This window comes from Pseudomonas baltica (assembly GCF_031880315.1).
Classification (GTDB): domain Bacteria; phylum Pseudomonadota; class Gammaproteobacteria; order Pseudomonadales; family Pseudomonadaceae; genus Aquipseudomonas.
Genome location: NZ_CP134771.1, coordinates 3391255 through 3414378, shown reverse-complemented (window position 1 = coordinate 3414378; position 23124 = coordinate 3391255). Strand labels below are relative to the sequence as shown.

Sequence of the window (23124 nt, the reverse complement as noted above, 5' to 3'; positions counted from 1 at the left end):
CACCTCTCAACCATTGCGGAAAATGAAGCTGTAAGCACTCAACGCTGGCACACCGCCCAAGTGCGCATACAGCACCTTCGAGCCCTCAGGAAACTCACCGTTACGCACCATGTCGATCATCCCGTGCATCGACTTGCCTTCGTAGACCGGGTCGGTCAGCACCCCCTCCAGGCGCGCGCACAGGCGGATGGCTTCCAACGTGCCTTCACTCGGCAGGCCATATTCCGGCCCCCCGTAACGGGTATCCAGCACCACGTCTTCGTCGGTAATCGGCCGACCCAGGTCGACGATTTCTGCCGTATGCCGGGCAATACGCAGCACCTGCTCGCGGGTTTTTTCCGGTTTGGCGGAGGCGTCGATACCGATCACCTTGTTCGCCCGGCCATCCGCCGCGAAACCCACCACCATGCCGGCATGGGTACTGCCGGTCACCGAGCAAACGACGATGTAGTCGAATGTGAACCCGAGCTCTTTTTCCTGCTCGCGTACTTCTTCGGCGAAGGCCACGAAACCGATGCCGCCATAGGGATGCTCGGAACAGCCAGCGGGGATCGGGAACGGTTTGCCGCCGCTTTCGCGCACATCGTTCATGGCTTGTTCCCAGCTCGGCCGGATGCCGATGTCGAACCCCGCAGCATCCAGGCGGACATCGGCGCCCATGATGCGCGACATCTCGATATTGCCGACGCGGTCATATACCGCGTCGGAGTAGTTGACCCAGTTCTCCTGAACCAACACGCACTTCATGCCCAGGTGCGCTGCCACGGCCGCGACCTGGCGAGTCTGGTTGGACTGAATGCCGCCGATCGACACCAGGGTATCGCAGCCCTGCTCCAGTGCTTCCGGGATCAGGTATTCGAGCTTGCGGGTCTTGTTGCCGCCGAACGCCAGGCCGCTGTTACAGTCCTCACGCTTGGCATACAGCTCGACCTTGCCACCCAGATGCTCGCTCAGACGCTTGAGCGGCATGATGGGCGAAGGGCCGAAGGTGAGTGGATAGCGCTTGAATTTCTCTAGATTCATGCTGTGACTCCTGATTCGAAAGGTATCCGGATGGCGCAAAAGGCTGCGCGGCAACCTCAACAGGTTATGAGAAACGGCAAAAAAGCGGGTTGCGATTACTGGCCTGTTTTTCGCATTTAATTAACTGAAATCTGTGAATAACGTCTTTTATTCGGCAGGAGGTCGCTTGAAAGCAACAAATGAAAGTAGCCGCGCCGCTGGCCCGCATACGTCGGGCTTTGAGCTGGATCGCATTGACCGGGCGATTCTCAAGACCCTGCAAAAGGATGCGTCCATCTCCAACGTGGCCTTGGCCGAGAAGGTCAAGCTCAGTCCACCCGCCTGCTTGCGGCGGGTCGAGCGCTTGAAGGAAGCCGGGCTGATACGGGGCATCGTGGCACTGCTCGACCCCCAGGCACTGGATGTCGGCATGGTGATCCTGATCGGCGTGGTGCTGGATCGCTCGACGCCGCAGTCTTTCGCGGACTTCGAAACCGCCGCGCAGAAGGTCTCCGGCTGCATGGAGCTGCACGTGGTAACGGGGGAGTTCGACTACTTCATGTTGTTGCGTACCCGAGACAGTGCCAGCTTCAATCGCCTGCATGCCGAGCAGTTACTGTATCTGCCGGGGGTGCGGCAGATCCGATCGTTCATGGGCTTGCGTCAGGTCTTGTCGACGACCTTGCTGCCGATCTGAATCAGCACATCGAAAAGTGATCCTGCAGCTGGTGTTTCACGAGCTCCTGCGCGGTATCGAGGATGCGCCGCAACTGTGCATCCACGTCACTTTCGCCCGATTGCAGTTCGATGAAGCGCAGGGAATGTCCGCAGACCGAACCGAGCCAAACCAATTGCCCGCCGCTGTCGTGTTCAAGATCGAGCAATACGCAATTATGTGGCAGGGCCTTGAGTACCGAGCCGATCTCGCTGGTCGAACTGAACGCGGTGCGCTGGTTTTCGGCATTCAGCCATTCGCGCTGCAAGCCCATGGCATCGCTGATGTGCAGGTAGGCGACTTGTTCCCAATCGGTGATAGCATCGTGCAGCGCCAAGGCCAGCGCCTGGGGCATGCGGTTGCTCTCGATGAGTACCAGGGCGACGTTAGCGTTTGGGGCTTTGATCCACTGTGATTTTAGCGATGCGATCGACATGCTGAACCTCCGGATGGGCTGCCCTGAAACTACGCAAAGGCCGGAAGAATTTCATACCTTTAATGGCGCGGGTTTCGGGAAGTTGTTCTCGGTGTGGCCAGTGGCAGCACCTCAGAACAACGCGCACCCGGCAGGATCATTGCAAGCAACTCAACACCTGCACGCCCGATCAGGATCGACTGCCATGACCCAAACCAGCGACCTCAACCCCTACGAACGGAAGATTCTTCGCGCGCTGCAAGCCGATGGCAGAATGAGCAACGCCGAACTCGCCAAGCAAGTCGGCCTGAGCACCACGGCCTGCTGGAACTACACGCGGCGGCTATTCGATAACGGCGTGATCAAAAGTGTGCACGCACTCATCGACCCCAACGCGGTGGAACAAGGCACTGTGGTCTTGATAGGTGTAGTGCTGGATCGTTCGACCCCAGACAGCTTCGCGGCCTTCGAGGCCGCCGCGCGCGCCCTGCCCCATGTGCTCGAATGCTGGCTGGTGGCGGGCGACGTGGACTACTTCATGAAGCTGAGGGTGCGCGACCTGCCGGCCTTCAATCAACTGCACAATGCACAGATCATTGCCTTGCCGGGGGTTCGGCAGGTGCGCACGTTTTTCGTCCTCAACGAAGTGAAGAGCGACGGCCTGCTGGACTTCTAGTGTTTACCACTCGACCACGATCTTGCCGAAGTGCCCGGCACTCTCCTGATAGCGGAAGGCGTCCGCGAGCTTTTCCAGAGTAAAGCTTTTATCCACAACCGGCCGAAGCTTGGCCTGGTTCAGCGCCGCGACGTATTCCTGCTGCTGGCGGCGGGTCCCAACGATCAGCCCCTGCAAGCGCGCTTGCTTGGCCATCAACAAAGACGTCGGCACTTCGCCCCCGCGACCCGTCAGCACGCCGATCAAGGAAATATGCCCGCCCACGCGTACGGCTTTGATTGATTGCGCGAGCGTGCCAGGGCCACTCAGCTCGACAACGTGGTCGACGCCTTTGCCACCGGTCAACTCCAGCACTTGATCAGCCCAGTTCGGGTTCTGCTTGTAGTTGATGCCATGGTCGGCGCCCAGCGCTTTGGCCTTCGCCAGCTTCTCATCCGATGACGAAGTGATGATGACCGTGGCGCCGAACAGCTTGGCGATTTGCAGCGCTGCGATAGAAACGCCACCGGTACCCAAGGTAAGCACCGTGTCGCCTGCTTTCAGCAGGCCGTCACCGACCAGTGCCCGCCAGGCAGTCAGCCCTGCCGTGGTGATGGTCGCCGCTTCGGCGTGGGTCCAGCCTTCGGGCGCCAAGGTGAAATCGGTGGCCGCACGTACGGCGAACTCGGTGGCATAACCGTCGATGCCGTCACCAGGAGTGCCGGCGAAGTTGCCAACGGAGCTGCTCGGTAATCCATCCAGCCAGTGGGGGAAGAAGGTGGATACCACCGAGTCGCCCACCTTGAATTCCTCGACCCCCTCGCCTACCGCTTCTACCACCCCCGCGCCATCGGCCATCAGCAGGCGCGGCTCTTGTTTAGGGGTGCCGCCTTTGGCCACCAGCAAATCGTGGTAGTTGAGGGATGTAGCATGCAGGGCAACGCGAATCTGCCCCGGACCGGGTTGCCCCGGATCGGCGATGTCTCGGACTTCAAGATTATCCAGGCCACCTTGGCCGTTGACGTAAACAGCTTTCATCGAGCTTTCTCCTGACTGGACTGAGGACGGCAAGCCGTCGATCTCGTAAAGGTGTTCCACGTGGAACAGAGTAAAAATCAGTCGCCTATCACCAGCCCGTTGGGCGGCAGCGGCAATGCAGTTTTGTACCGAACCTGTTTGAGGGCAAAACTTGAGCGGATGTTCGCAACGTCGGGAAACTTGGTGAGGTGGTCGAGGATAAAGCGCTCCAGTGACTGGATATTCGGTACCAACACCCGGATCAGGTAATCCGCATCCCCGGACATCAAATAGCACTCCATCACTTCCGGTCGGTCTGCGATGGCGTCTTCGAATCGCTGCAGTGCGCCCTCTACCTGTTTCTCGAGGCTGACGTGGATGAACACGTTGACATGCAAGCCCAGTACATCCGGTTCCAGCAAAGTGACCTGGCGCTTGATTACGCCCAGCTCCTCCATCGCCCTGACGCGATTGAAGCAGGGGGTGGGAGATAGGTTGACGGAGCGGGCCAGGTCGGCGTTGGTGATTCTGGCGTTTTCCTGCAGCGAGTTGAGAATCCCGATATCAGTGCGGTCGAGTTTTTTCATCAGTCATTCATTCTTGTTATGGCCCTGAATAGGGCCAGATTAACTGCAATTGCGTGTTTATGCCCACTGATGATGCAAGGGGCCGTCCGCCTTGGCCCCCCTCGCCCGCCTGCGACCCCATGGCACGGATTGTGCGCGCACCTGAGTATGTGGATGCCGGTATTTGGCATTCGCGCTTGAGGGCTGTGCCGATAATCGAATGAACCTTTATTCATTCTCAATCATCCGGACATCGAGGTCAGCATGACGAACATCGCAGAGCAGCAGGTCGATCCCGCGACCCTTAAACGGGTGATATGCGCCGCCGCCATTGGCAATTTCGTCGAGTGGTTCGACTTCGCGGTCTATGGTTTTCTTGCGACGGTTATCGCCGCGCAGTTCTTTCCCAGCGGTGACCCTAGCGTGGCGCTGTTGAAGACATTCGCAGTGTTTGCCGTGGCCTTCGCGTTTCGCCCACTGGGCGGTATCTTCTTCGGCATGCTGGGCGACCGTATTGGCCGCAAGCGAGTGCTGTCGACCACCATTCTGTTAATGGCCGGCGCGACCACCCTCATTGGCCTGTTGCCAAGTTATGCACAGATCGGCCTGTTTGCGCCCTTGCTGTTGACCATCATCCGTTGCGCCCAGGGTTTCTCTGCCGGTGGTGAATACGCGGGCGCTTGCGCTTACCTGATGGAGCACGCGCCGCGCACCAAGCGCGCCTGGTATGGCAGCTTCGTGCCGGTGTCGACCTTCACTGCCTTTGCCTGTGCGGCGGTGATCGCCTACGCGCTGGACGCCTCGCTGACGCCGGAGTCGATGGCCAGTTGGGGCTGGCGCGTGCCATTCCTGATTGCCGCGCCCATGGGCATCGTCGGGTTGTACCTGCGCTTGCGGCTGGATGAAACCCCCGCCTTCCAGGCAGTCGCCAACGAACACGCGGTGGCGCACTCGCCGTTGCGCGAAACCCTCAAGACCCAAGGTGGCGCGATCTGCTGCCTAGGGGCGTTCGTTTCTCTGACGGCGCTGTCCTTCTATACCTTTACCACGTACTTCACCACTTACCTGCAAGTGGCCGGGGGCCTGAGCCGCGCGACCGCGTTGCTGATCTCGGTGATTGCCTTGGTATTCGCCGCCTTGATGTGTCCGGTGGCGGGCGCCTATTCCGATAAGGTCGGGCGGCGGGCGACCATCCTTACCACCGGCGTCGGCTTGATCGTGGTGGTGTATCCAGCCTTCATGCTGGCCAGCTCCGGCTCGTTCGCCGGGTCGATCGTCGGTGTAATGATGCTGGCGCTGGGGGCGGTGTTGAGCGGGGTGGTGACGGCAGCGCTGTTGTCGGAGGTGTTCCCGACTCGCACGCGTTACACCGCCTCGGCGATTACCTACAACATGGCGTACACCATTTTTGGTGGCACGGCGCCGTTGATGGCGACCTGGTTGATCGGCATGACCGGCAGCAACCTGGCACCGGCTTACTATCTGATCGCTATTTCTTTGTTGGCGTTGGCGGGTGGGTTGGCATTGCCGGAGACTTCGAAGATTTCGTTGCACAGTCCGTTGCCAGATGCGGATGAGGGGGCATTGGCAGGGTCGGTTGGTTGATTGGCTGCATCGGCCTCTCCGAAACCTAGATAAAAACGCACATCCGATGGGTAAAAAACATCCGCCACGTTTCCCGTACAAGGGTCTAGGATTAAGGGGTAAAAAAATAATAAAAGAGGCGTTCAATGCCATCTTCCATCCCGTACGACTTTATCGTTGTCGGTGCCGGGCCCGCAGGGGCCCTGCTCGCCAATCGTCTATCGGCAGACCCTGCAAAGCGGGTGCTACTGCTCGAAGCCGGAGGCCAGGACAACTACGCCTGGATCCACATCCCCGTCGGCTATCTGTTCTGTATCGGTAACCCCCGCACTGACTGGTGTTTCAAGACCGAGGCGCAGCCTGGCCTGCAAGGCCGTGCGCTGAGCTATCCACGGGGCAAGGTGCTGGGTGGCTGTTCATCCATCAACGGCATGATCTACATGCGCGGTCAGGCGGCGGACTACGATGGCTGGGCTGCGGAGGGCAACCGTGGCTGGGGCTGGGGCGATGTGCTGCCGCTGTTCAAGAAAAGCGAAAACCATTACCAAGGCAACTCCGACTTTCACAGTGCCGATGGTGAGTGGCGAGTCGAGAACCAGCGGTATCGATGGCCGATCCTCAACTCCTTTCAATTGGCCGCTGCCCAATCGGGCATCACCAGCATCGACGATTTCAACACGGGCGATAACGAAGGCTGCAGTTACTTCCAGGTCAATCAACGTTCCGGTGTGCGCTGGAACTCCGCCAAAGCGTTCTTGCGGCCTATCCTCAAACGTCCCAATCTCACGCTGCTGACCGGTGTCGAGGTCAGCAAGGTCGTGCTTGAGCAAGGCCGTGCGGTGGCTGTCAGTGCCCGCTGGCAGCAAGCGCAACATCGCTTTGAATGCCGTGGCGAGATCATCCTCTGCGCGGGTGCCATTGGCTCGCCCAATATTCTGCAACGCTCCGGCATTGGCCCGCGGCCATTGCTCGAACGCCTGGGCATCCCTGTTCAGGTCGAGCGGCCCGCCGTCGGCGGCAATTTGCAGGATCACCTGCAATTGCGGCTGATCTATCAGGTCGACAAAGTGCGAACCCTCAACCAGGTCGCCAACAGCCTGTGGGGCAAGCTCGGGATGGGCCTGCGCTACCTCTATGATCGCAGCGGTCCGTTGGCCATGGCGCCGAGCCAGTTGGGCGCCTTCGTGCGCTCTGGCCCGGAGCAGACTCGGGCAAATCTGGAGTACCACGTGCAACCGCTGTCGCTCGAGCGCTTTGGCGAACCGTTGCACAGCTTCCCGGCGTTTACCGCCTCGGTGTGCAATCTGCGGCCGATGAGCCGCGGTCGGGTCGATATCGTCTCGGCCGAGGCGGATCATGCGCCCTCCATCGACCCCCGGTACCTCAGCCACCCGGAAGACCTGCGCGTCGCCGCCGATTCGATTCGTCTTACCCGCCGGATCATCAGCGCCCCTGCCCTGGCACCGTTCAACCCCAAGGAGTATCTGCCCGGCCCCGCGTTGCAAAGCGAAGAGCAGCTGCATGAAGCAGCAGCGCGAATCGGCACGACAATTTTCCATCCGGTGGGCACCTGTCGCATGGGCAGCGATGCCGACGCAGTGGTCGACGACCAGTTACGCGTGCGCGGCGTTCAAGGGCTGCGAGTCGCCGACGCTTCGATCATGCCGAGTATCACGTCAGGCAACACCTGCTCGCCCACCTTGATGATCGCTGAAAAAGCCGCGCAATTACTGGCGGCACAACGCTCCCCATCCGCTCGCATAGACACCGGTACGACCCAGAAAAGAGAGGCTGCACCCTTGGAAACGTGAATACCCATGCTGTGATTTTGACTCGGCGGCGTTAAGCCCCGAGTCGACAGTGGACAACAACAATAAGCACTGTGCCCTCGGGCCGAAGGAAATCACCTATGTCGGACTACCTCCACAAGAACCCGGCCATGGCCGCACCCGACCCCGCGGCAGCAGGTCGGGAAGAAAGAAAGATCATTTTCGCGTCATCCCTTGGGACTGTTTTCGAGTGGTATGACTTTTTTCTCTATGGCGCACTGGCAGCGATCATCAGCAAGCAGTTCTTTGCCGGGGTCAACGACACCACTGCGTTCATCTTCGCGTTGATGGCCTTCGCCGCCGGCTTCCTGGTACGCCCCTTCGGCGCGCTGGTGTTCGGACGCTTGGGCGACATGATCGGGCGCAAGTACACCTTCCTGATGACCATCGTGTTGATGGGCTTGTCGACCTTCGCGGTCGGGCTGTTGCCGACCTATGGCACCATCGGGATCGCCGCGCCGGTAATGCTGGTGTGCCTGCGCATGCTGCAGGGCCTTGCACTGGGCGGCGAATATGGTGGTGCTGCCACCTATGTGGCCGAACATGCACCCCCCGGCAAACGCGGGCATCACACCGGCTGGATTCAATCCACCGCGACCCTGGGCCTGTTGTTGTCGCTGTTGGTCGTACTGGCTTGCCGCTACCTCACTGGCGACCAGTTTGAAGTCTGGGGCTGGCGCCTGCCCTTCCTGCTGTCGGTGGTGCTGCTGGGGATCTCGACCTGGATTCGCATGAGCCTGCACGAGTCACCGTCGTTCAGCAAAATGAAAGCCGAGGGCAAGACCAGCAAATCGCCGATCCGTGAATCGTTCGGCTCGTGGCCCAACCTCAAGATCGTCCTCATCGCGCTGTTCAGCATCAACGCCGGCCAGGCGGTGACCTTCTACGCGGCGCAGTTCTACGTGCTGTTCTTCCTCACGCAGATCCTCAAGATGGACGCCGCCCAAGCCAACACCTTGCTGATCATCAGCGTGGTGATCGGGGCACCGTTCTTCGTATTCTTTGGCTGGTTGTCGGATCGCGTCGGTCGCAAGCCGATTTTGTTGATGGGGCTGTTGTTGGCGACGGTGCTGTACTTCCCGTTGTTCAAGGCGCTGAGCCATTACGCCAACCCGCAGATCGATGCGGCCAGCCGGCAGTCGCCTATCACCGTGATGGCTGATCCTGCGACCTGCACCTTCCAGTTCGACCCGGTGGGCAAAGCCAAATTCGACAGCCCTTGCGACAAGGTCAAAACCTTCCTGGTCAAAGCCGGCCTGCCGTACAGCACCGAGAAAGTCGCCGCGGGCACCAACGTGGCGGTAACCATCGGCGACAAGCGCATCGATGGCTATGACGAGGCGGCCATGCGCGCCGCAGTCACCACGGCGGGCTACCCCGCCAAGGCCGATGCCAGCCAGGTCAACCAGCCCATGGTAGTGTTGATCATCGTCGCGCTGATCCTGATTGCCACCATGACCTACGGGCCACTGGCGGCAGTGATGGTCGAACTGTTCCCGACGCGGATCCGCTACACCTCGATGTCCCTGCCCTACCACATCGGCAACGGTTGGTTTGGCGGCTTCCTGCCCACGGTGTCGTTCGCCCTGGTGGTGTACACCGGAGATATTTTCTACGGGCTCTGGTACCCGGTGATAGTCACGGCGGTGAGCCTGGTGGTGAACATTTTCTTCCTCAAGGAAACCAAAGACGTGGACCTGGACAACGCCTGATAAAACCTTGGCGACAATAAAAAAACCGGCACCTTGAGGGGTGCCGGTTTTTTGTTGTGCAAAAAACTTATGCACGTTTTTCGGTTTTTTAGACCTCTCAGAAATAACGTTGTAAATCAGCAATTTAGATAGAAATAATGATTTTTATCAAAAAACTGTTCACAACTTATCCACAGATGGACCTTTACACCGCACTGCTGTTTTCGACCACCTGTGGGACGTCTGGCAGCGAGCCCATTTGCCGCTGTGTTTGCTCGTTCCAGGCGAAGGCGCGATCGTTCAGCGCGGCGATGGCGCGAGGCCCTGTACCTTCAGCGTACATGGGGGCACCGATCACCAGTTCGATGGTGCCGGGGTGCTTGCCCCAGCCCTCGCGCGGCCAGTATTTGCCCGCGTTGTGGGCGATTGGCAGCACCGGCAGGCCGGCATTCACCGCCAATGCGGTACCGCTGCGGGAGAACTTGCCGATCTGGCCATAGGGCGTGCGCGTGCCTTCTGGGAAGATCAGCACCCATACGCCATCCTTGAGTAACGGGTCGCCCTTGGAGGCCACTTGCTTGAGCGCCGCCTTGGGATTGTCACGGTCGATGGCGATGGGCCGCAACATGGCCATGGCCCAGCCGAAGAACGGCACGTACAGCAGCTCGCGCTTGAGCACCTGGCTCAGCGGCTGGAAGTACGCCGAGAGAAAGAAGGTCTCCCACGTGCTCTGGTGGTTGGAAAGAATCACGCAGGGCGTAGCCGGCACGTTTTCAGCGCCGGTGATATTGACCTTGATGCCCAGAATGCTGCTTGTGAGCAACAGCGCGAAGCGGCACCAGTAGACGTTGATGAACCGATACCGAACGCGAAACGGCATGAACGGCGCGACGAAAAAACTCAGCGTGCACCAGAGTAACGAGCTGGTGCCCAGCAGCAGATAAAAAAGGACAAGCCTGATTGGCTGCACATTGGCCATGCGGTGATTACCGTTGCGGGGCATGCCCGCCTGATGGCGGCGATTCCGGGCTGGGCGGGGCGATGGATTGCCCGCGGCCTAGGCGTGGGAAGCGCCAGCGTTGTGGATAAGTGTTCTGGCCACCTCGGCCAGATCCTCGAAAATCAATGTGCCCGCCGGCAGTGACTTGCCGAGCGTGCGTTGGCCTTTACCGGTTTTCACCAATACAGGCTGAGAGTCGACGGCCACGGCGGCGTCCAGGTCACTGGCGCTGTCGCCGACGAACCAGATACCGGCCAGTGTCGTATGGTAATGCTCTGAAATGTTTTGCAACATCCCCGGAAGCGGTTTCCGGCATCGGCAGCCGTCATTCGGCCCATGAGGGCAGTAGACGATCAAGCCGACTTCGCCGCCCTGCGCCTGCACCAGGTCGCGCAGACGCTGGTGCATGGCATCGAGCACTTCGACGCTGTAATAGCCGCGAGCGATGCCGGACTGGTTGGTGGCCACGGCCACTGTCCAGCCGGCCTTGCTCAACTGCGCGATGGCCTCGATCGCGCCGGGGATGGGGATCCACTCCTCCAGCGACTTGATGTAGGCGTCGGAGTCCTGGTTGATCACCCCGTCACGATCGAGTATCAGCAGTTTCACGGCTTTACCCCAGCAGCGAAATATCGGCAACGCCCAGGAACAAGCCACGCAGGCGCGCCAGCAGCGCGTAGCGGTTGGCTCGCACCGCCGGGTCTTCAGCGTTGACCATCACCGCCTCGAAGAAGGCGTCGACCGGTTCGCGCAGTGCGGCCAGGCGTGCCAGGGCTTCGCGGTACTGACGGCTGGCAGCCATCGGCGCCACAGCGTTGTCGGCTTGTTGGATGGCCGAGTACAGCGAGAACTCGTTGGCGTTGTCGAAGTACTTGGGTTCGACGGTTGCCGCCACGCCTCCTTCGGCCTTGCTCAACAGGTTGGACACGCGCTTGTTGACGGCGGCCAGGGCGGCGGCTTCCGGCAGTCGACGGAAGGCTTGAACGGCTTGCACGCGTTGATCGAAGTCCAGCGCCGAACCTGGCTTGAGCGCGCGCACCGACAGGTACACGGCGACTTCAGTGCCTTCGTCTTCATAACGGGCACGCAGGCGGTCGAAGATGAACTCCAGCACTTGATCGGCCAGGCCAGCGCCCTTGACCTTGGTGCCCAGGGCCGAGACGGCGAAGGCCACGGCTTCGGTCAGGTCGAGGTCGAGTTGCTTCTCGATGAGGATGCGCAGCACGCCCAGGGCCGCACGACGCAGGGCGTACGGGTCTTTGCTGCCGGTGGGCAGCATGCCGATGCCGAAGATACCCACCAGGGTATCGAGCTTGTCGGCGATGGCCACGGCGGCACCGGTCAGGGTGGTCGGCAGTTCGGCGCCGGCACCACGAGGCATGTATTGCTCGTTCAGAGCCAGGGCGACATCGTCAGGCTCGCCGTCATTGAGGGCGTAGTAGTAACCGGCGACACCTTGCATCTCCGGGAACTCGCCAACCATGGCGGTGGCCAGGTCGCACTTGGACAGCAGGCCGGCACGGGACGCACGCTCGGCGTCGCCGCCAATGCGCGGGGCAATGAACGCGGCCAGCTTGGCGACCCGCACGGCCTTGTCGTAGACGCTGCCCAGCTGCGCCTGGAACACCACGTTTTCGAGGCGCTGATTGAACGTCTCGAGCGGCTGCTTCTTGTCTTGCTTGAAGAAGAACTCGGCGTCGGTCAGGCGTGGACGTACGACCTTCTCGTTACCGGAGACGATCTGCCGAGGATCTTTGCTCTCGACGTTGGCCACGGTGATGAAGCGCGGCAGCAGTTTGCCGTCGGCGTCCAGCAGGCAGAAGTACTTCTGGTTGTCCTGCATGGTGGTGATCAGCGCTTCCTGAGGCACTTCGAGGAAACGCTCCTCGAACGAGCACACCAGCGGCACCGGCCACTCGACCAGTGCGGCGACTTCTTCCAGCAGGCCGGCCGGCATGATCGCGGTGCCTTCCTGCTGGGTCGCAAGCTCGACGGTGCGCTTGCTGATCAGCTCGCGACGCTCCTCGGCATCGGCCAGCACGTGGGCCTTGCGCAGGTCCTCGGCATAGTTGGCCGGGGCGCTGATGCGCACGTTTTCGGGATGATGGAAGCGGTGGCCACGGGAGTCTCGACCTGCCGTTTGCGCGAGGATAGTGCAGTCGACGACCTGCTCGCCAAACAGCATCACCAGCCACTGGGTCGGGCGGACGAATTCTTCTTTGCGCGCACCCCAGCGCATGCGCTTGGGAATCGGCAGGTCGTTGAGCGAATCTTCGACGATTTGCGGCAGCAGGCTCACGGTCGGCTTGCCGGCGATGTGCTGGCTGAAGCGCAGCTTGGCGCCGCTTTGATCGATTTCGCTCAGCTCGACGCCGCATTTTTTAGCGAAGCCCAATGCGGCCTGGGTCGGCTTGCCGTCGGCATCGAACGCGGCCTGACGGGGTGGGCCGTCGAGGTTGATGCTGCGATCGGGTTGCTGCACGTCCAGCGCGGTGAGCAGTACTGCCAGGCGGCGCGGCGCGGCATAGGCTTTTTTTGCGGTGAAGTTCAGGCCGGCGCTGTGCAGGCCTTTTTCGATACCGGCCAGAAAGGCGTCAGCCAAGGTATTCAGGGCCTTGGGAGGCAGTTCTCCGGTGCCCAGTTCAACCAGGAAATCTTGAGCACTCATTGTGCAGCCTCCAGCTTAGCCAACACTTCATCACGCAGATCAGGGGGTGCCATCGGGAAGCCCAGCTTGGCGCGGGCTTGCAGGTAGCTTTGCGCCACGGCGCGGGCCAGGGTGCGCACGCGCAGAATGTACTGCTGGCGCGCGGTCACCGAGATGGCGCGACGGGCGTCGAGCAGGTTGAAGGTGTGCGAGGCCTTGAGGACCATTTCGTAGGTCGGCAACGGCAGTTGCAGCTCGATCAGGCGGTTGGCTTCGCTTTCATAGAAGTCGAACAGCTCGAAGAGCTTCTCGACGTTGGCGTGTTCGAAGTTGTAGGTCGACTGCTCCACTTCGTTCTGGTGGAACACGTCGCCATAGGTGACCTTGCCGAATGGGCCGTCGGTCCAGACCAGGTCGTAGACCGAGTCCACGCCTTGCAGGTACATGGCCAGGCGCTCGAGGCCGTAGGTGATTTCACCGGTGACCGGGTAGCACTCGATGCCGCCCACTTGCTGGAAGTAGGTGAATTGCGAAACTTCCATGCCGTTGAGCCAGATTTCCCAGCCCAGGCCCCACGCACCCAGTGTCGGCGACTCCCAGTTGTCTTCGACGAAACGCACGTCGTGCACCAGCGGATCGAGGCCGATGTGCTTCAGCGAGCCAAGGTACAGCTCCTGGAAATTGTCGGGGTTGGGCTTGAGAACCACCTGAAACTGATAGTAGTGCTGCAGGCGGTTGGGGTTTTCACCGTAGCGGCCGTCGGTAGGGCGACGGCTGGGCTGCACGTAGGCAGCATTCCAGGTTTCCGGGCCGATGGCGCGCAGGAACGTGGCGGTATGAAAAGTGCCGGCGCCTACTTCCATATCGTAGGGCTGAAGTACCACGCAACCTTGCTCGGCCCAGTATTGCTGGAGGGCGAGGATCAAGTCTTGGAAGGTACGCACGGCTGGCGTAGGCTGGCTCACAAATTCACCTGTGTCTTGGGCTGCGAATATAAAGAGCGGGAGTATACCCCGATTCTGCTTCGCCTCTCACCCTTGGAGCCTTATGCCGCGCTGCTTTTGGTGTACAGAAGACCCGCTTTATCAGGATTATCACGATCATGAGTGGGGGGTGCCGTTGCGCGACCCCGCCGCGCTCTTCGAACTTCTTTTGCTCGAAGGGTTCCAGGCCGGCCTGTCATGGATCACGGTGCTCAAGAAGCGCGCGCACTACCGCAAGGTGATGTTCGGTTTCGATCCGCAGCGCCTGGCGCGCATGACCGACGCCGAGGTCGAGGCGTTGATGCTCGATCCGGGCATCATCCGCCATCGCGGCAAGGTCACCGGTGCGCGCAAGAATGCTCTGGCCTGGTTGCAGCTGGAGGACCCGGTAGGGTTTTTGTGGTCCTTTGTCGGCGGCCAGCCCATCGTCAACCATCACCCCGACCGCAGCGCCATGCCGACCCAGACCGAACAGGCTGCGGCCATGAGCAAGGCCCTCAAAAAGGCAGGCTTCACCTTTGTCGGGCCGACCATCTGCTACGCCTTCATGCAGGCCTCGGGCATGGTCTTGGACCACACCACCGATTGTGATCGCTACGCCATCCTGAGCCGCTGACGGGTACAATGGCGCCCTCGCACATTCAGGAGTGACCTGTGGAAAAGTTCAAAGGCGCCATCATGGTCGGGGCGTTGCGCCTGTTCGCCTTGTTGCCGTGGCGTGCCGTGCAGCGCGTCGGTACGGCCATGGGGTGGCTGATGTGGAAGCTGCCCAACCGTTCACGCGAGGTGGTGCGTATCAACCTCGCCAAGTGCTTCCCCGAGCTCGACCCGGCCGCCCGTGAGCGCCTGGTAGGCCAGAGCCTGATGGACATCGGCAAGTCGTTCACCGAAAGTGCCTGCGCGTGGATCTGGCCGGCGCAACGTTCCATCGACCTGGTGCGCGAAGTCGAAGGCCTCGAAGTGCTCACCGCCGCGCTGGCCACCGGCAAGGGTGTGGTCGGCATCACCAGCCACCTGGGCAACTGGGAAGTCCTCAACCACTTCTATTGCAGCCAATGCAAACCGATCATCTTCTACCGGCCGCCCAAGCTCAAGGCGGTGGACGACCTGCTGCGCCAGCAGCGCGTGCAACTGGGCAATCGCGTGGCGGCGTCGACCAAGGAAGGCATCCTCAGCATCATCAAGGAAGTGCGCAAAGGCGGTCAGGTGGGCATTCCGGCTGATCCGGAGCCGGCGGAATCGGCGGGCATCTTCGTGCCGTTCCTCGGGACCCAGGCGCTGACCAGCAAGTTTGTGCCCAACATGCTCGCGGGTGGCAAGGCCGTCGGGGTGTTCCTGCATGCCTTGCGCCTGCCGGACGGTTCGGGCTTCAAGGTGATCCTCGAGGCCGCGCCCGAGGACATGTATAGCACCGATACCACCACCGCTGCGGCAGCGATGAGCAAGGTGGTGGAGAAGTATGTGCGGGCGTATCCGAGCCAATACATGTGGAGCATGAAGCGCTTCAAGAAGCGGCCTGCGGGCGAGGCTCGGTGGTATTGATCTTGCGCAAGCCCACTCCCACAGGGATCGTATTTCAAACTGTGGGAGATTCTATGGTTTTTGGGTAAATAGTACCGGCCTCTTCGCGGGCAAGCCTTGCTCCCACAATGGTGCGGTGTACGCGTGTGGGAGCAGGGCTTGCCCGCGAAGGGGCCATTAGCAACTTCCTAGAAGAAGCTCAGCCCCACATGAAACAGCTTCTCCACTTCGCGAATCTGCTTTTTATCCACAACGAACAGAATCACGTGATCCCCTGCTTCGATCATCGTGTCGCCGTGGGCGATGATCACCTCGTCGTTGCGGATGATCGCGCCGATGGTGGTGCCTGGCGGCAAAACGATGCGATCGATGCTGCGGCCGATGACCTTGCTCGAACGCGCATCGCCATGGGCAATGGCCTCGATGGCTTCAGCCGCGCCGCGCCGTAGCGAGTGAACGCTGACGATGTCGCCGCGGCGCACGTGGGCGAGCAAAGTGCCGATGGTGGCCAGCTGCGGGCTGATGGCGATGTCGATCTCGCCGCCTTGCACCAGGTCGACATAGGCGGGGTTGTTGATGATGGTCATCACCTTGCGCGCGCCGAGGCGCTTTGCCAGTAACGACGACATGATGTTGGCTTCGTCGTCGTTGGTCAGGGCCAAGAAGATGTCGGCCTGGGCGATGTTCTCTTCCAGCATCAGGTCGCGATCCGAGGCGCTGCCCTGGAGCACCACGGTGCTGTCGAGGGTATCGGACAGGTGCCGGCAGCGCGCTGCGTTCATCTCGATGATCTTCACCTGATAGCGGCTTTCGATGGCTTCGGCCAGCCGCTCGCCGATCTGCCCGCCGCCGGCGATGACGATGCGCTTGTTGTGCTCGTCGACGCCGCGCAGTTCGGCCATCACTGCGCGGATATCGCCTTTGGCAGCGATGAAGAACACCTCGTCGTCGGCCTCGATCACGGTATCGCCACGGGGCAGGATCGGCCGGTCACGGCGAAAGATCGCTGCCACGCGGGTGTCGACGTTGGGCATGTGGCGGCGAATCTGGCGCAACTGCTGGCCCACCATCGGGCCGCCGTAGTAGGCCTTCATGCCGACCAGTTGCACTTTGCCGTCGGCGAAATCGATCACCTGCAAGGCGCCGGGGTGCTCGATCAGGCGCTTGATGTAGTTGGTGACCAACTGTTCCGGGCTGATCAGCACGTCCACCGGGATGTGCTCGTTCTCGAACAGCTCCGGCCGGGTCAGGTAGGCAGCCGCACGGACACGGGCGATCTTGGTCGGGGTGTGGAACAGGGTGTAGGCGATCTGGCAGGCGATCATGTTGGTTTCGTCACTGTTGGTGACGGCCACCAGCATGTCGGCATCGTCGGCGCCGGCCTGGCGCAGCACGGTAGGGAACGCGCCGTGGCCCTGGATGGTGCGGATGTCGAGGCGATCGCCCAGCGCCCGCAGCAGCTCGGCGTTGGTGTCGATGACGGTGATGTCGTTGGCTTCGCTGGCCAGATGCTCTGCCAGCGTGCCGCCCACCTGCCCCGCGCCGAGGATGATGATTTTCATCCGTGTTCCTCTCAGTGACCTGCCGCGATCTTGATCAGCTTGGCGTAGTAGAAACCATCGTGCCCGCCTTCCTGCGCCAGCAGTTGGCGGCCGTGGGGCTGCTTGATACCGGCCTGGGTGGCGAGGTCGAGTTCGCGGGCACCTGACGTGCGGGCGAGGAACGCGGCGACGACCTCGGTGTTTTCGGTCGGCAGTGTCGAACAAGTGGCATACAGCAGGATGCCGCCCACTTGCAGGGTCGGCCACAGCGCATCGAGCAGTTCGCCTTGCAGGGTGGCCAGCGCGGCGATGTCGTCCGGTTGGCGAGTCAGCTTGATGTCCGGATGCCGACGTATCACACCGGTGGCCGAGCATGGCGCGTCGAGCAGGATGCGCTGGAACGGCTGGCCGTCCCACCAGGCGGCGGTATCGCGGCCGTCGGCGGCGATCAGTTGCGCGTCCAGCCCGAGCCGATCAAGGTTCTCACGCACCCGCACCAGGCGCTTGGCTTCGAGGTCGACCGCTACTACGGCCTGAAGATCGGCCTGGGCTTCGAGCAGGTGGCAGGTCTTGCCGCCGGGGGCGCAGCAGGCGTCGAGCACGCGCTGGCCGGGGGCAAGATCGAGCAGCTCGGCGGCCAGTTGCGCGGCCTCGTCCTGAACGCTGATCCAGCCCTCGGCAAAGCCCGGCAGGTCGCGCACGTCGCAGGCGGCGGCGAGCACGATGCCGTCGCTGCTGAAGGTGCACGGCGTGGCGGCGACGCCAGCGGCGCTGAGCAATTGCAGGTAGGCATCGCGGCTATGGTGACGGCGATTGACCCGCAGGATCATCGGCGGATGGGCATTGTTGGCCGCGCAGATGGCTTCCCATTGCTCGGGCCAGAAGGCCTTGAGGGACTTCTGCAGCCAGCGCGGGTGGGCGGTGCGCACCACCGGATCGCGCTCGAGTTCGGCGAGGATTTCCACCCCTTCGCGTTGCGCGCGGCGCAGCACGGCATTGAGCAGACCCTTGGCCCACGGCTTTTTCAGCTTGTCGGCGCAGCCCACGGTCTCGCCAATCGCGGCGTGCGCCGGGACGCGGGAATAGAACAGTTGGTACAGGCCCACCAGCATCAACGCTTCGACGTCGGCATCGGCGGCCTTGAAGGGCTTTTGCAGCAAGCGTTCAGCCAACGCCGACAGCCGTGGCTGCCAACGCGCGGTGCCGAAGGCCAGGTCTTGAGTGAGACCGCGGTCGCGGGCCTCGACCTTGTCGAGCTGCTTGGGCAGCGAACTGTTCAGTGACGCCTTGCCGCTGAGGACGGCGGCCAAGGCGTGGGCAGCGGCCAGACGCGGGTTCATTGACCAAGCACCGTACCGACGGCGAATTTTTCGCGGCGGCTGTTGAACAAGTCACTGAAGTTCAGCGGTTTGCCGCCGGGCAGTTGCAGGCGAGTCAGGCACAGCGCCTGACTGCCACAGGCGACCACCAGGCCGTCCTTGCTGGCGCTGAGGATCTGCCCTGGCGCGCCCTGCCCTTCGGCAACGTGAGCCGCTAGCACCTTGACCGCTTCGCCAGCCAGCAGGCTATGGGTTATCGGCCTCGGGAAGAAGGCCCGCACCAGGCGTTCGAGCTCGAGCGCCGGACGCTGCCAGTCGATCCGCGCTTCATCCTTGTTGAGCTTGTGGGCGTAGGTGGCCAGGCTGTCGTCTTGAACCTCGCCAGTCAGGGTGCCAGCGTCGAGCCCGGCAATGGCTTGCAGCACAGCGGGCGGACCCATCTGTGCCAGGCGGTCGTGCAGGCTGCCGCCGGTGTCGTCGCCACTGATCGGGGTACTGACCTTGAGCAGCATCGGCCCGGTGTCGAGGCCGGCCTCCATGCGCATCACCGTCACGCCACTCTCGGCATCGCCGGCTTCCACGGCGCGCTGGATCGGCGCCGCACCGCGCCAGCGTGGCAGCAGCGAGGCATGGCTGTTGATGCAACCCAGGCGCGGGATATCCAGCACCACCTGGGGCAGGATCAGCCCGTAGGCCACCACCACCATCAGGTCCGGCTCGAGTGCGGCAAGCTCTGCCTGGGCGTCGGGATTGCGCAGGGTTTGCGGCTGGTACACCGGGATGCTGTGCTGCAATGCCAGCTGCTTGACCGGGCTGGGCATCAGTTTTTGCCCGCGACCGGCCGGGCGATCAGGCTGGGTGTACACCGCGACAACCTCGTAGGGGCTGTCGAGCAGGGCCTTGAGGTGATCGGCGGCAAATTCGGGAGTACCCGCAAAAACGATGCGCATGGCAGCCTCTTCAGTAAAAGTCTTGAAACAAAAAGGCTTGCCGCAGCAAGCCTTTGGAGGGAGGCGATCAAGCCTGGCGATGCAGTTTTTCGAGTTTCTTCTTGATGCGGTCGCGCTTGAGCGTAGACAGGTAATCGACGAACAGCTTGCCGTTGAGGTGGTCGCACTCATGCTGGATGCACACGGCCAGCAGGCCTTCGGCGATCAACTCGTACGCTTTGCCGTCGCGGTCCAGAGCCTTGACCTTGACGCGCTGCGGGCGATCGACGTTCTCGTAGAAGCCGGGCACCGACAGGCAGCCTTCCTGGTACTGGTCCATCTCGTCGGTCAGGGCTTCGAACTCGGGGTTGATGAACACCCGTGGCTCGCTGCGATCTTCGCTGAGGTCCATGACCACGATGCGCTGGTGCACATTGACCTGGGTCGCGGCCAGCCCGATGCCGGGCGCCTCGTACATGGTTTCAAACATGTCGTCGATCAGCTGGCGAACCTTGTCGTCGACCACAGCCACCGGTTTGGCCAGGGTGCGCAGGCGCGGGTCTGGAAATTCGAGGATGTTTAAAATAGCCATATGCGTAATTGATGCACTGTGAGGTAAAGTCTGTGAGGAGCGGTCGCGCAGCCCATCTTGAGCGTCCGCTGGAAAACGTTCTCCGTCACGAGGAGAAGTCTCGCGCACCGCGCGCGTTTCACGTGATCGCACATAATAAAGGGATTCACGGCATGAGGAAATCACTACTCGCCTTGCTGTTGCTGGCCGTCGCGGGCGTGGTGCAGGCGCAGGTGTTGCTCAAGGACGGTTATCCACAGCGCTACACGGTGGTACAGGGCGATACGCTGTGGGATATTTCCGGCAAGTTTCTGCAGCAGCCTTGGCAGTGGCCGAACATCTGGCATGCCAACCCGCAGATCGCCAATCCCGATCTCATCTACCCGGGCGACACCCTGGTGCTGAGTTATGTCGACGGCCAGCCGCAGTTGATGCTCGAGCGCGGACAGTCGCGTGGCACGATCAAATTGTCACCGCATATTCGCAGCTCGCCGATGGCCGAAGCCGTGCCGACCATTCCGTTGGGGGCGATCAACGCCTTTCTGATCAACAACCGTATCGTCGATGATCCTGCGGTATTCGACCGCGCGCCCTATATCGTTGCCGGCAATGCCGAGCGCGTGCTGAGCGGCATGGGCGATCGCATCTATGCGCGTGGTACCTTCAGCCCGGAGCACACCGTCTACGGAATCTTCCGCCAGGGCAAGACCTACACCGACCCCACTACCGGCGAAGTGCTCGGCATCAATGCCGACAGCGTCGGCGGCGGCGAAGTGGTCGCCACCGAGCGCGATATCGCGACCCTCAATCTGCAACGCTCCAGCACCGAGGTGCGCCTGGGCGATCGGTTGTTCAGCACCGAGGAGCATGCGGTGACTTCGACCTTCATGCCGAGCCCGCCCAACAGCCCGATCGATGGCCTGATCATCGATGTCCCCCGTGGCGTCACCCAGGTCGGCAAGTTCGACGTGGTGACGCTCAACAAGGGCCGCCGTGATGGCTTGGTCGATGGCAACGTGTTGGCCATCTACAAGACCGGCGAGACCGTGCGCGATCGCGTAACCGGTCAACAGGTCAAGGTACCGGACGAAAATTCCGGATTGCTGATGGTGGTTCGCACTTATGAAAAGCTCAGCTATGGTTTAGTGCTCAACGCCAATCGCTCGTTGGAAGTGATGGATAAAATCAGAAATCCGTAAGGGTTTTTGATAGCTTCCTTACGAAGTTTTCCTTTAGTTGTTAACAGAGTTATCCACAGGTTGTGCTGTGGAATCAAAGCCCAAAAGATCAAGGATGATCGAATGCCACTGTTTACCGATGGCGCTGCTGCGCCTGCTGCCTGCCCCCTCTCCTGCGCTGAAGTCGAAGCCCGTTTGCGCTTGCATCGGCTTCCGGAAATCGGTTCTGCGCGTCTGCGCAAATTGCTCGACGCGTTTGGCGATGCCTTGTCGGCACTGGCAGCGCCGGCTTCGGCATGGAGGGCATTGGGCATGCCCATGGTCAGTAGCGATGCGCGCCACCACCCGCAGATCTGTACCGGTGCAAGTGCTGCAATGCTCTGGCTAGAGCGGCCGGGGCAGTCTTTGCTGATGTGGGACCAACCCGGCTACCCGGCCCTGTTGGCGGAAATTCCCGATCCGCCAGCGCTGTTGTTCGTCGCCGGCAATACCGATGCGCTGGAGCACCCACAGTTGGCGATCGTCGGTAGCCGCCGTGCTTCGCGACCTGGCCTGGACACCGCCGCAGCGTTTGCGCGCAGCCTGGCACGCATCGGTTTTACCATCACCAGCGGACTGGCGTTGGGGGTCGACGGCGCCGCGCACAAGGCTGCACTGGAGGCCGGAGGCGTCACGATAGGCGTGCTCGGCACCGGCCTCGAAAAACTTTATCCACAGCGCCACCGTCAGATCGCTGCGGACATGTCCGCCCAGGGGAGTGCGGTCATTTCCGAGCTGCCGCTCGACGCCGGGCCCAACGCCGGAAACTTCCCGCGGCGCAATCGGATCATCAGCGGCTTGTCGCTCGGCGTGCTGGTGGTCGAGGCCAGCATCGCCAGTGGTTCATTGATCACCGCGCGCCTGGCCGCCGAGCAAGGCCGCGAAGTGTTCGCCATTCCCGGCTCGATTCATCACCCAGGCGCGAAGGGTTGCCACCAGCTGATTCGCGATGGCGCGCAGTTGGTGGAAAGCATCGAGCACATCCTTCAGGCGTTGCGCGGCTGGCAGCATCTCCCGCCAGACGCGGGGGCTGAAACGGGGGCGCCCGCAGCGGCCGGGCATCCATTGGTCGATCTGCTGGTGGCATGTCCGCACACCAGCGAGGGCCTGGCCGGTGCCAGTGGGCAGAGCCTGGCCGAGGTGCTGGCAACCCTGACGCAGCTTGAGATGGACGGCCGCGTGACCTGCGAGGCTGGCCGTTGGTTTGCGCGCTCGGGATAAGTACACTGCACCCAGGTTAAAAAGCGAACAGTGTGCAAACGGAGTGACAGCGATGGTTAGCAGTTGGCGTGTGCAACAAGCGGCGCGCGAGATCCGGGCGGGCGCGGTGATTGCCTATCCAACCGAAGCGGTCTGGGGCCTGGGCTGCGATCCGTGGGACGAAGAGGCGGTGGATCGCTTGCTGGCGATCAAGAATCGGTCGGTCAGCAAGGGTTTGATCGTGGTTGCGGATAACATCCGTCAGTTCGATTTTCTGTTCGAGGATTTCCCCGAGACCTGGCTGGACCAGATGTCCAGCACCTGGCCCGGACCTAATACCTGGCTGGTGCCGCATCAGGGGCTGCTGCCCGAGTGGGTGACCGGCGACCATGACACGGTCGCGCTGCGGGTCAGTGATCATCCGTTGGTGCGTGAACTGTGTGCGTTGGTGGGGCCGCTGATTTCGACCTCGGCCAATCCACAGGGACGCCCCCCTGCACGCACGCGCTTGCGGGTGGAGCAGTACTTTCGCGGTCAGGTGGATCTGGTGCTAGGCGGGGCCCTGGGTGGGCGCAAGAGCCCGAGCGTGATCCGCGATCTGGTCACGGGTGAGGTGGTGCGGCCCTGAAACACTTCGCGGGCACAGCCCGCTCCCACAGTGCAAACCGTACCTGAGCCGTACACCTGTGGGAGCAAAGCTTGCTTGCGAAAAGGCCGGGATT

The 23124-nt window shown here is 61.7% G+C and carries 22 protein-coding genes; 10 read left to right on the top strand and 12 right to left on the bottom strand.

From position 1 onward, the window contains the following. Positions 1-6: 6 nt before the first annotated feature. The gene (locus REH34_RS15185; protein WP_226503807.1) at positions 7-1023 is read right to left on the bottom strand and encodes a 1-aminocyclopropane-1-carboxylate deaminase; all 1017 of its coding nucleotides are present in this window, start codon (positions 1021-1023) and stop codon (positions 7-9) included. 166 nt (positions 1024-1189) lie between these two features. Here REH34_RS15185 and REH34_RS15180 point away from each other — a divergent pair, with 166 nt between their 5' ends. Next, a complete protein-coding gene (locus tag REH34_RS15180; RefSeq protein WP_311968314.1) occupies positions 1190-1699 on the top strand; it encodes an Lrp/AsnC family transcriptional regulator in 510 nt (169 codons plus the stop codon). Position 1700: 1 nt separating this feature from the next. Here REH34_RS15180 and REH34_RS15175 read toward each other — a convergent pair whose 3' ends face one another. After that, on the bottom strand, positions 1701-2153 hold the full coding sequence (locus REH34_RS15175; protein ID WP_226503805.1) for a hypothetical protein: 453 nt from the start codon (positions 2151-2153) through the stop codon (positions 1701-1703). A gap of 184 nt (positions 2154-2337) precedes the next feature. On the opposite strand from REH34_RS15175, the gene REH34_RS15170 reads away from it, so the two are divergent. Next, on the top strand, positions 2338-2808 hold the full coding sequence (locus tag REH34_RS15170) for an Lrp/AsnC family transcriptional regulator (RefSeq protein WP_226503804.1): 471 nt from the start codon (positions 2338-2340) through the stop codon (positions 2806-2808). Positions 2809-2811: 3 nt separating this feature from the next. Here the strand turns inward: REH34_RS15170 and REH34_RS15165 are convergent, their stop codons facing one another. Together REH34_RS15165 and bkdR are read right to left on the bottom strand one after the other, a co-directional pair. Then, positions 2812-3825: an NAD(P)-dependent alcohol dehydrogenase gene (locus REH34_RS15165; protein ID WP_311968313.1), complete on the bottom strand. Its 1014-nt coding sequence runs from the start codon at positions 3823-3825 to the stop codon at positions 2812-2814. Between the two features lie 77 nt (positions 3826-3902). After that, positions 3903-4391: a Bkd operon transcriptional regulator BkdR gene (bkdR, locus tag REH34_RS15160; RefSeq protein ID WP_226503802.1), complete on the bottom strand. Its 489-nt coding sequence runs from the start codon at positions 4389-4391 to the stop codon at positions 3903-3905. A 243-nt stretch (positions 4392-4634) separates the two neighbouring features. Here bkdR and REH34_RS15155 point away from each other — a divergent pair, with 243 nt between their 5' ends. The 3 genes from REH34_RS15155 to REH34_RS15145 all read left to right on the top strand — a co-directional run bounded on the left by REH34_RS15155 (position 4635) and on the right by REH34_RS15145 (position 9495). Continuing rightward, positions 4635-5975 carry an MFS transporter gene (locus REH34_RS15155; protein ID WP_311968312.1) on the top strand — a complete coding sequence of 447 codons (1341 nt, stop codon included), beginning with the start codon at positions 4635-4637 and terminating at the stop codon, positions 5973-5975. 125 nt (positions 5976-6100) lie between these two features. After that, positions 6101-7765: a GMC family oxidoreductase N-terminal domain-containing protein gene (locus REH34_RS15150; RefSeq protein WP_311968311.1), complete on the top strand. Its 1665-nt coding sequence runs from the start codon at positions 6101-6103 to the stop codon at positions 7763-7765. A 128-nt stretch (positions 7766-7893) separates the two neighbouring features. Next, entirely contained in the window at positions 7894-9495 is a 1602-nt protein-coding gene (locus tag REH34_RS15145) for an MFS transporter (RefSeq protein ID WP_409373326.1), read from the top strand. A gap of 184 nt (positions 9496-9679) precedes the next feature. Here REH34_RS15145 and REH34_RS15140 read toward each other — a convergent pair whose 3' ends face one another. The 4 genes from REH34_RS15140 to glyQ all read right to left on the bottom strand — a co-directional run bounded on the left by REH34_RS15140 (position 9680) and on the right by glyQ (position 14086). Continuing rightward, positions 9680-10453: a 1-acyl-sn-glycerol-3-phosphate acyltransferase gene (locus REH34_RS15140; RefSeq protein ID WP_226503798.1), complete on the bottom strand. Its 774-nt coding sequence runs from the start codon at positions 10451-10453 to the stop codon at positions 9680-9682. Between the two features lie 78 nt (positions 10454-10531). Then, positions 10532-11083 carry a D-glycero-beta-D-manno-heptose 1,7-bisphosphate 7-phosphatase gene (gene gmhB / locus REH34_RS15135; RefSeq protein ID WP_311968310.1) on the bottom strand — a complete coding sequence of 184 codons (552 nt, stop codon included), beginning with the start codon at positions 11081-11083 and terminating at the stop codon, positions 10532-10534. A 4-nt stretch (positions 11084-11087) separates the two neighbouring features. Further along, complete coding sequence (gene glyS / locus REH34_RS15130) at positions 11088-13142, bottom strand: glycine--tRNA ligase subunit beta (RefSeq protein ID WP_311968309.1); 2055 nt, start codon at positions 13140-13142, stop codon at positions 11088-11090. After that, a complete protein-coding gene (gene glyQ, locus REH34_RS15125) occupies positions 13139-14086 on the bottom strand; it encodes a glycine--tRNA ligase subunit alpha (protein WP_226503795.1) in 948 nt (315 codons plus the stop codon). Before glyQ ends, glyS begins: the two co-directional genes overlap by 4 nt. Before the next feature lie 82 nt (positions 14087-14168). Between glyQ and REH34_RS15120 the strand changes: the two genes are divergently transcribed. Both REH34_RS15120 and REH34_RS15115 read left to right on the top strand, forming a co-directional pair. Then, a complete protein-coding gene (locus tag REH34_RS15120; RefSeq protein WP_311968308.1) occupies positions 14169-14720 on the top strand; it encodes a DNA-3-methyladenine glycosylase I in 552 nt (183 codons plus the stop codon). A 38-nt stretch (positions 14721-14758) separates the two neighbouring features. Next, positions 14759-15646 (top strand): lysophospholipid acyltransferase, encoded by an 888-nt coding sequence (locus tag REH34_RS15115; RefSeq protein ID WP_226503793.1) that lies wholly within the window; start codon positions 14759-14761, stop codon positions 15644-15646. 167 nt (positions 15647-15813) lie between these two features. On the opposite strand, the gene trkA is transcribed toward REH34_RS15115, so the two are convergent. The 4 genes from trkA to def form a co-directional block, all read right to left on the bottom strand. Continuing rightward, the gene (gene trkA, locus REH34_RS15110; protein WP_311968307.1) at positions 15814-17187 is read right to left on the bottom strand and encodes a Trk system potassium transporter TrkA; all 1374 of its coding nucleotides are present in this window, start codon (positions 17185-17187) and stop codon (positions 15814-15816) included. An 11-nt stretch (positions 17188-17198) separates the two neighbouring features. Next, positions 17199-18506 (bottom strand): 16S rRNA (cytosine(967)-C(5))-methyltransferase RsmB, encoded by a 1308-nt coding sequence (gene rsmB, locus REH34_RS15105; RefSeq protein ID WP_311968306.1) that lies wholly within the window; start codon positions 18504-18506, stop codon positions 17199-17201. Next, positions 18503-19435 (bottom strand): methionyl-tRNA formyltransferase, encoded by a 933-nt coding sequence (fmt, locus tag REH34_RS15100; protein ID WP_311968305.1) that lies wholly within the window; start codon positions 19433-19435, stop codon positions 18503-18505. Before fmt ends, rsmB begins: the two co-directional genes overlap by 4 nt. Before the next feature lie 67 nt (positions 19436-19502). After that, the gene (gene def / locus REH34_RS15095) at positions 19503-20006 is read right to left on the bottom strand and encodes a peptide deformylase (RefSeq protein ID WP_226503789.1); all 504 of its coding nucleotides are present in this window, start codon (positions 20004-20006) and stop codon (positions 19503-19505) included. 152 nt (positions 20007-20158) lie between these two features. Here def and REH34_RS15090 point away from each other — a divergent pair, with 152 nt between their 5' ends. The 3 genes from REH34_RS15090 (at position 20159) to REH34_RS15080 (ending at position 23030) form a co-directional block, all read left to right on the top strand. Continuing rightward, positions 20159-21184 (top strand): LysM peptidoglycan-binding domain-containing protein, encoded by a 1026-nt coding sequence (locus REH34_RS15090; protein ID WP_226503788.1) that lies wholly within the window; start codon positions 20159-20161, stop codon positions 21182-21184. Positions 21185-21286: 102 nt separating this feature from the next. Next, on the top strand, positions 21287-22423 hold the full coding sequence (dprA, locus tag REH34_RS15085; RefSeq protein ID WP_311968304.1) for a DNA-processing protein DprA: 1137 nt from the start codon (positions 21287-21289) through the stop codon (positions 22421-22423). Between the two features lie 52 nt (positions 22424-22475). Then, positions 22476-23030 carry an L-threonylcarbamoyladenylate synthase gene (locus REH34_RS15080; RefSeq protein WP_226503786.1) on the top strand — a complete coding sequence of 185 codons (555 nt, stop codon included), beginning with the start codon at positions 22476-22478 and terminating at the stop codon, positions 23028-23030. Positions 23031-23124 lie beyond the last annotated feature (94 nt).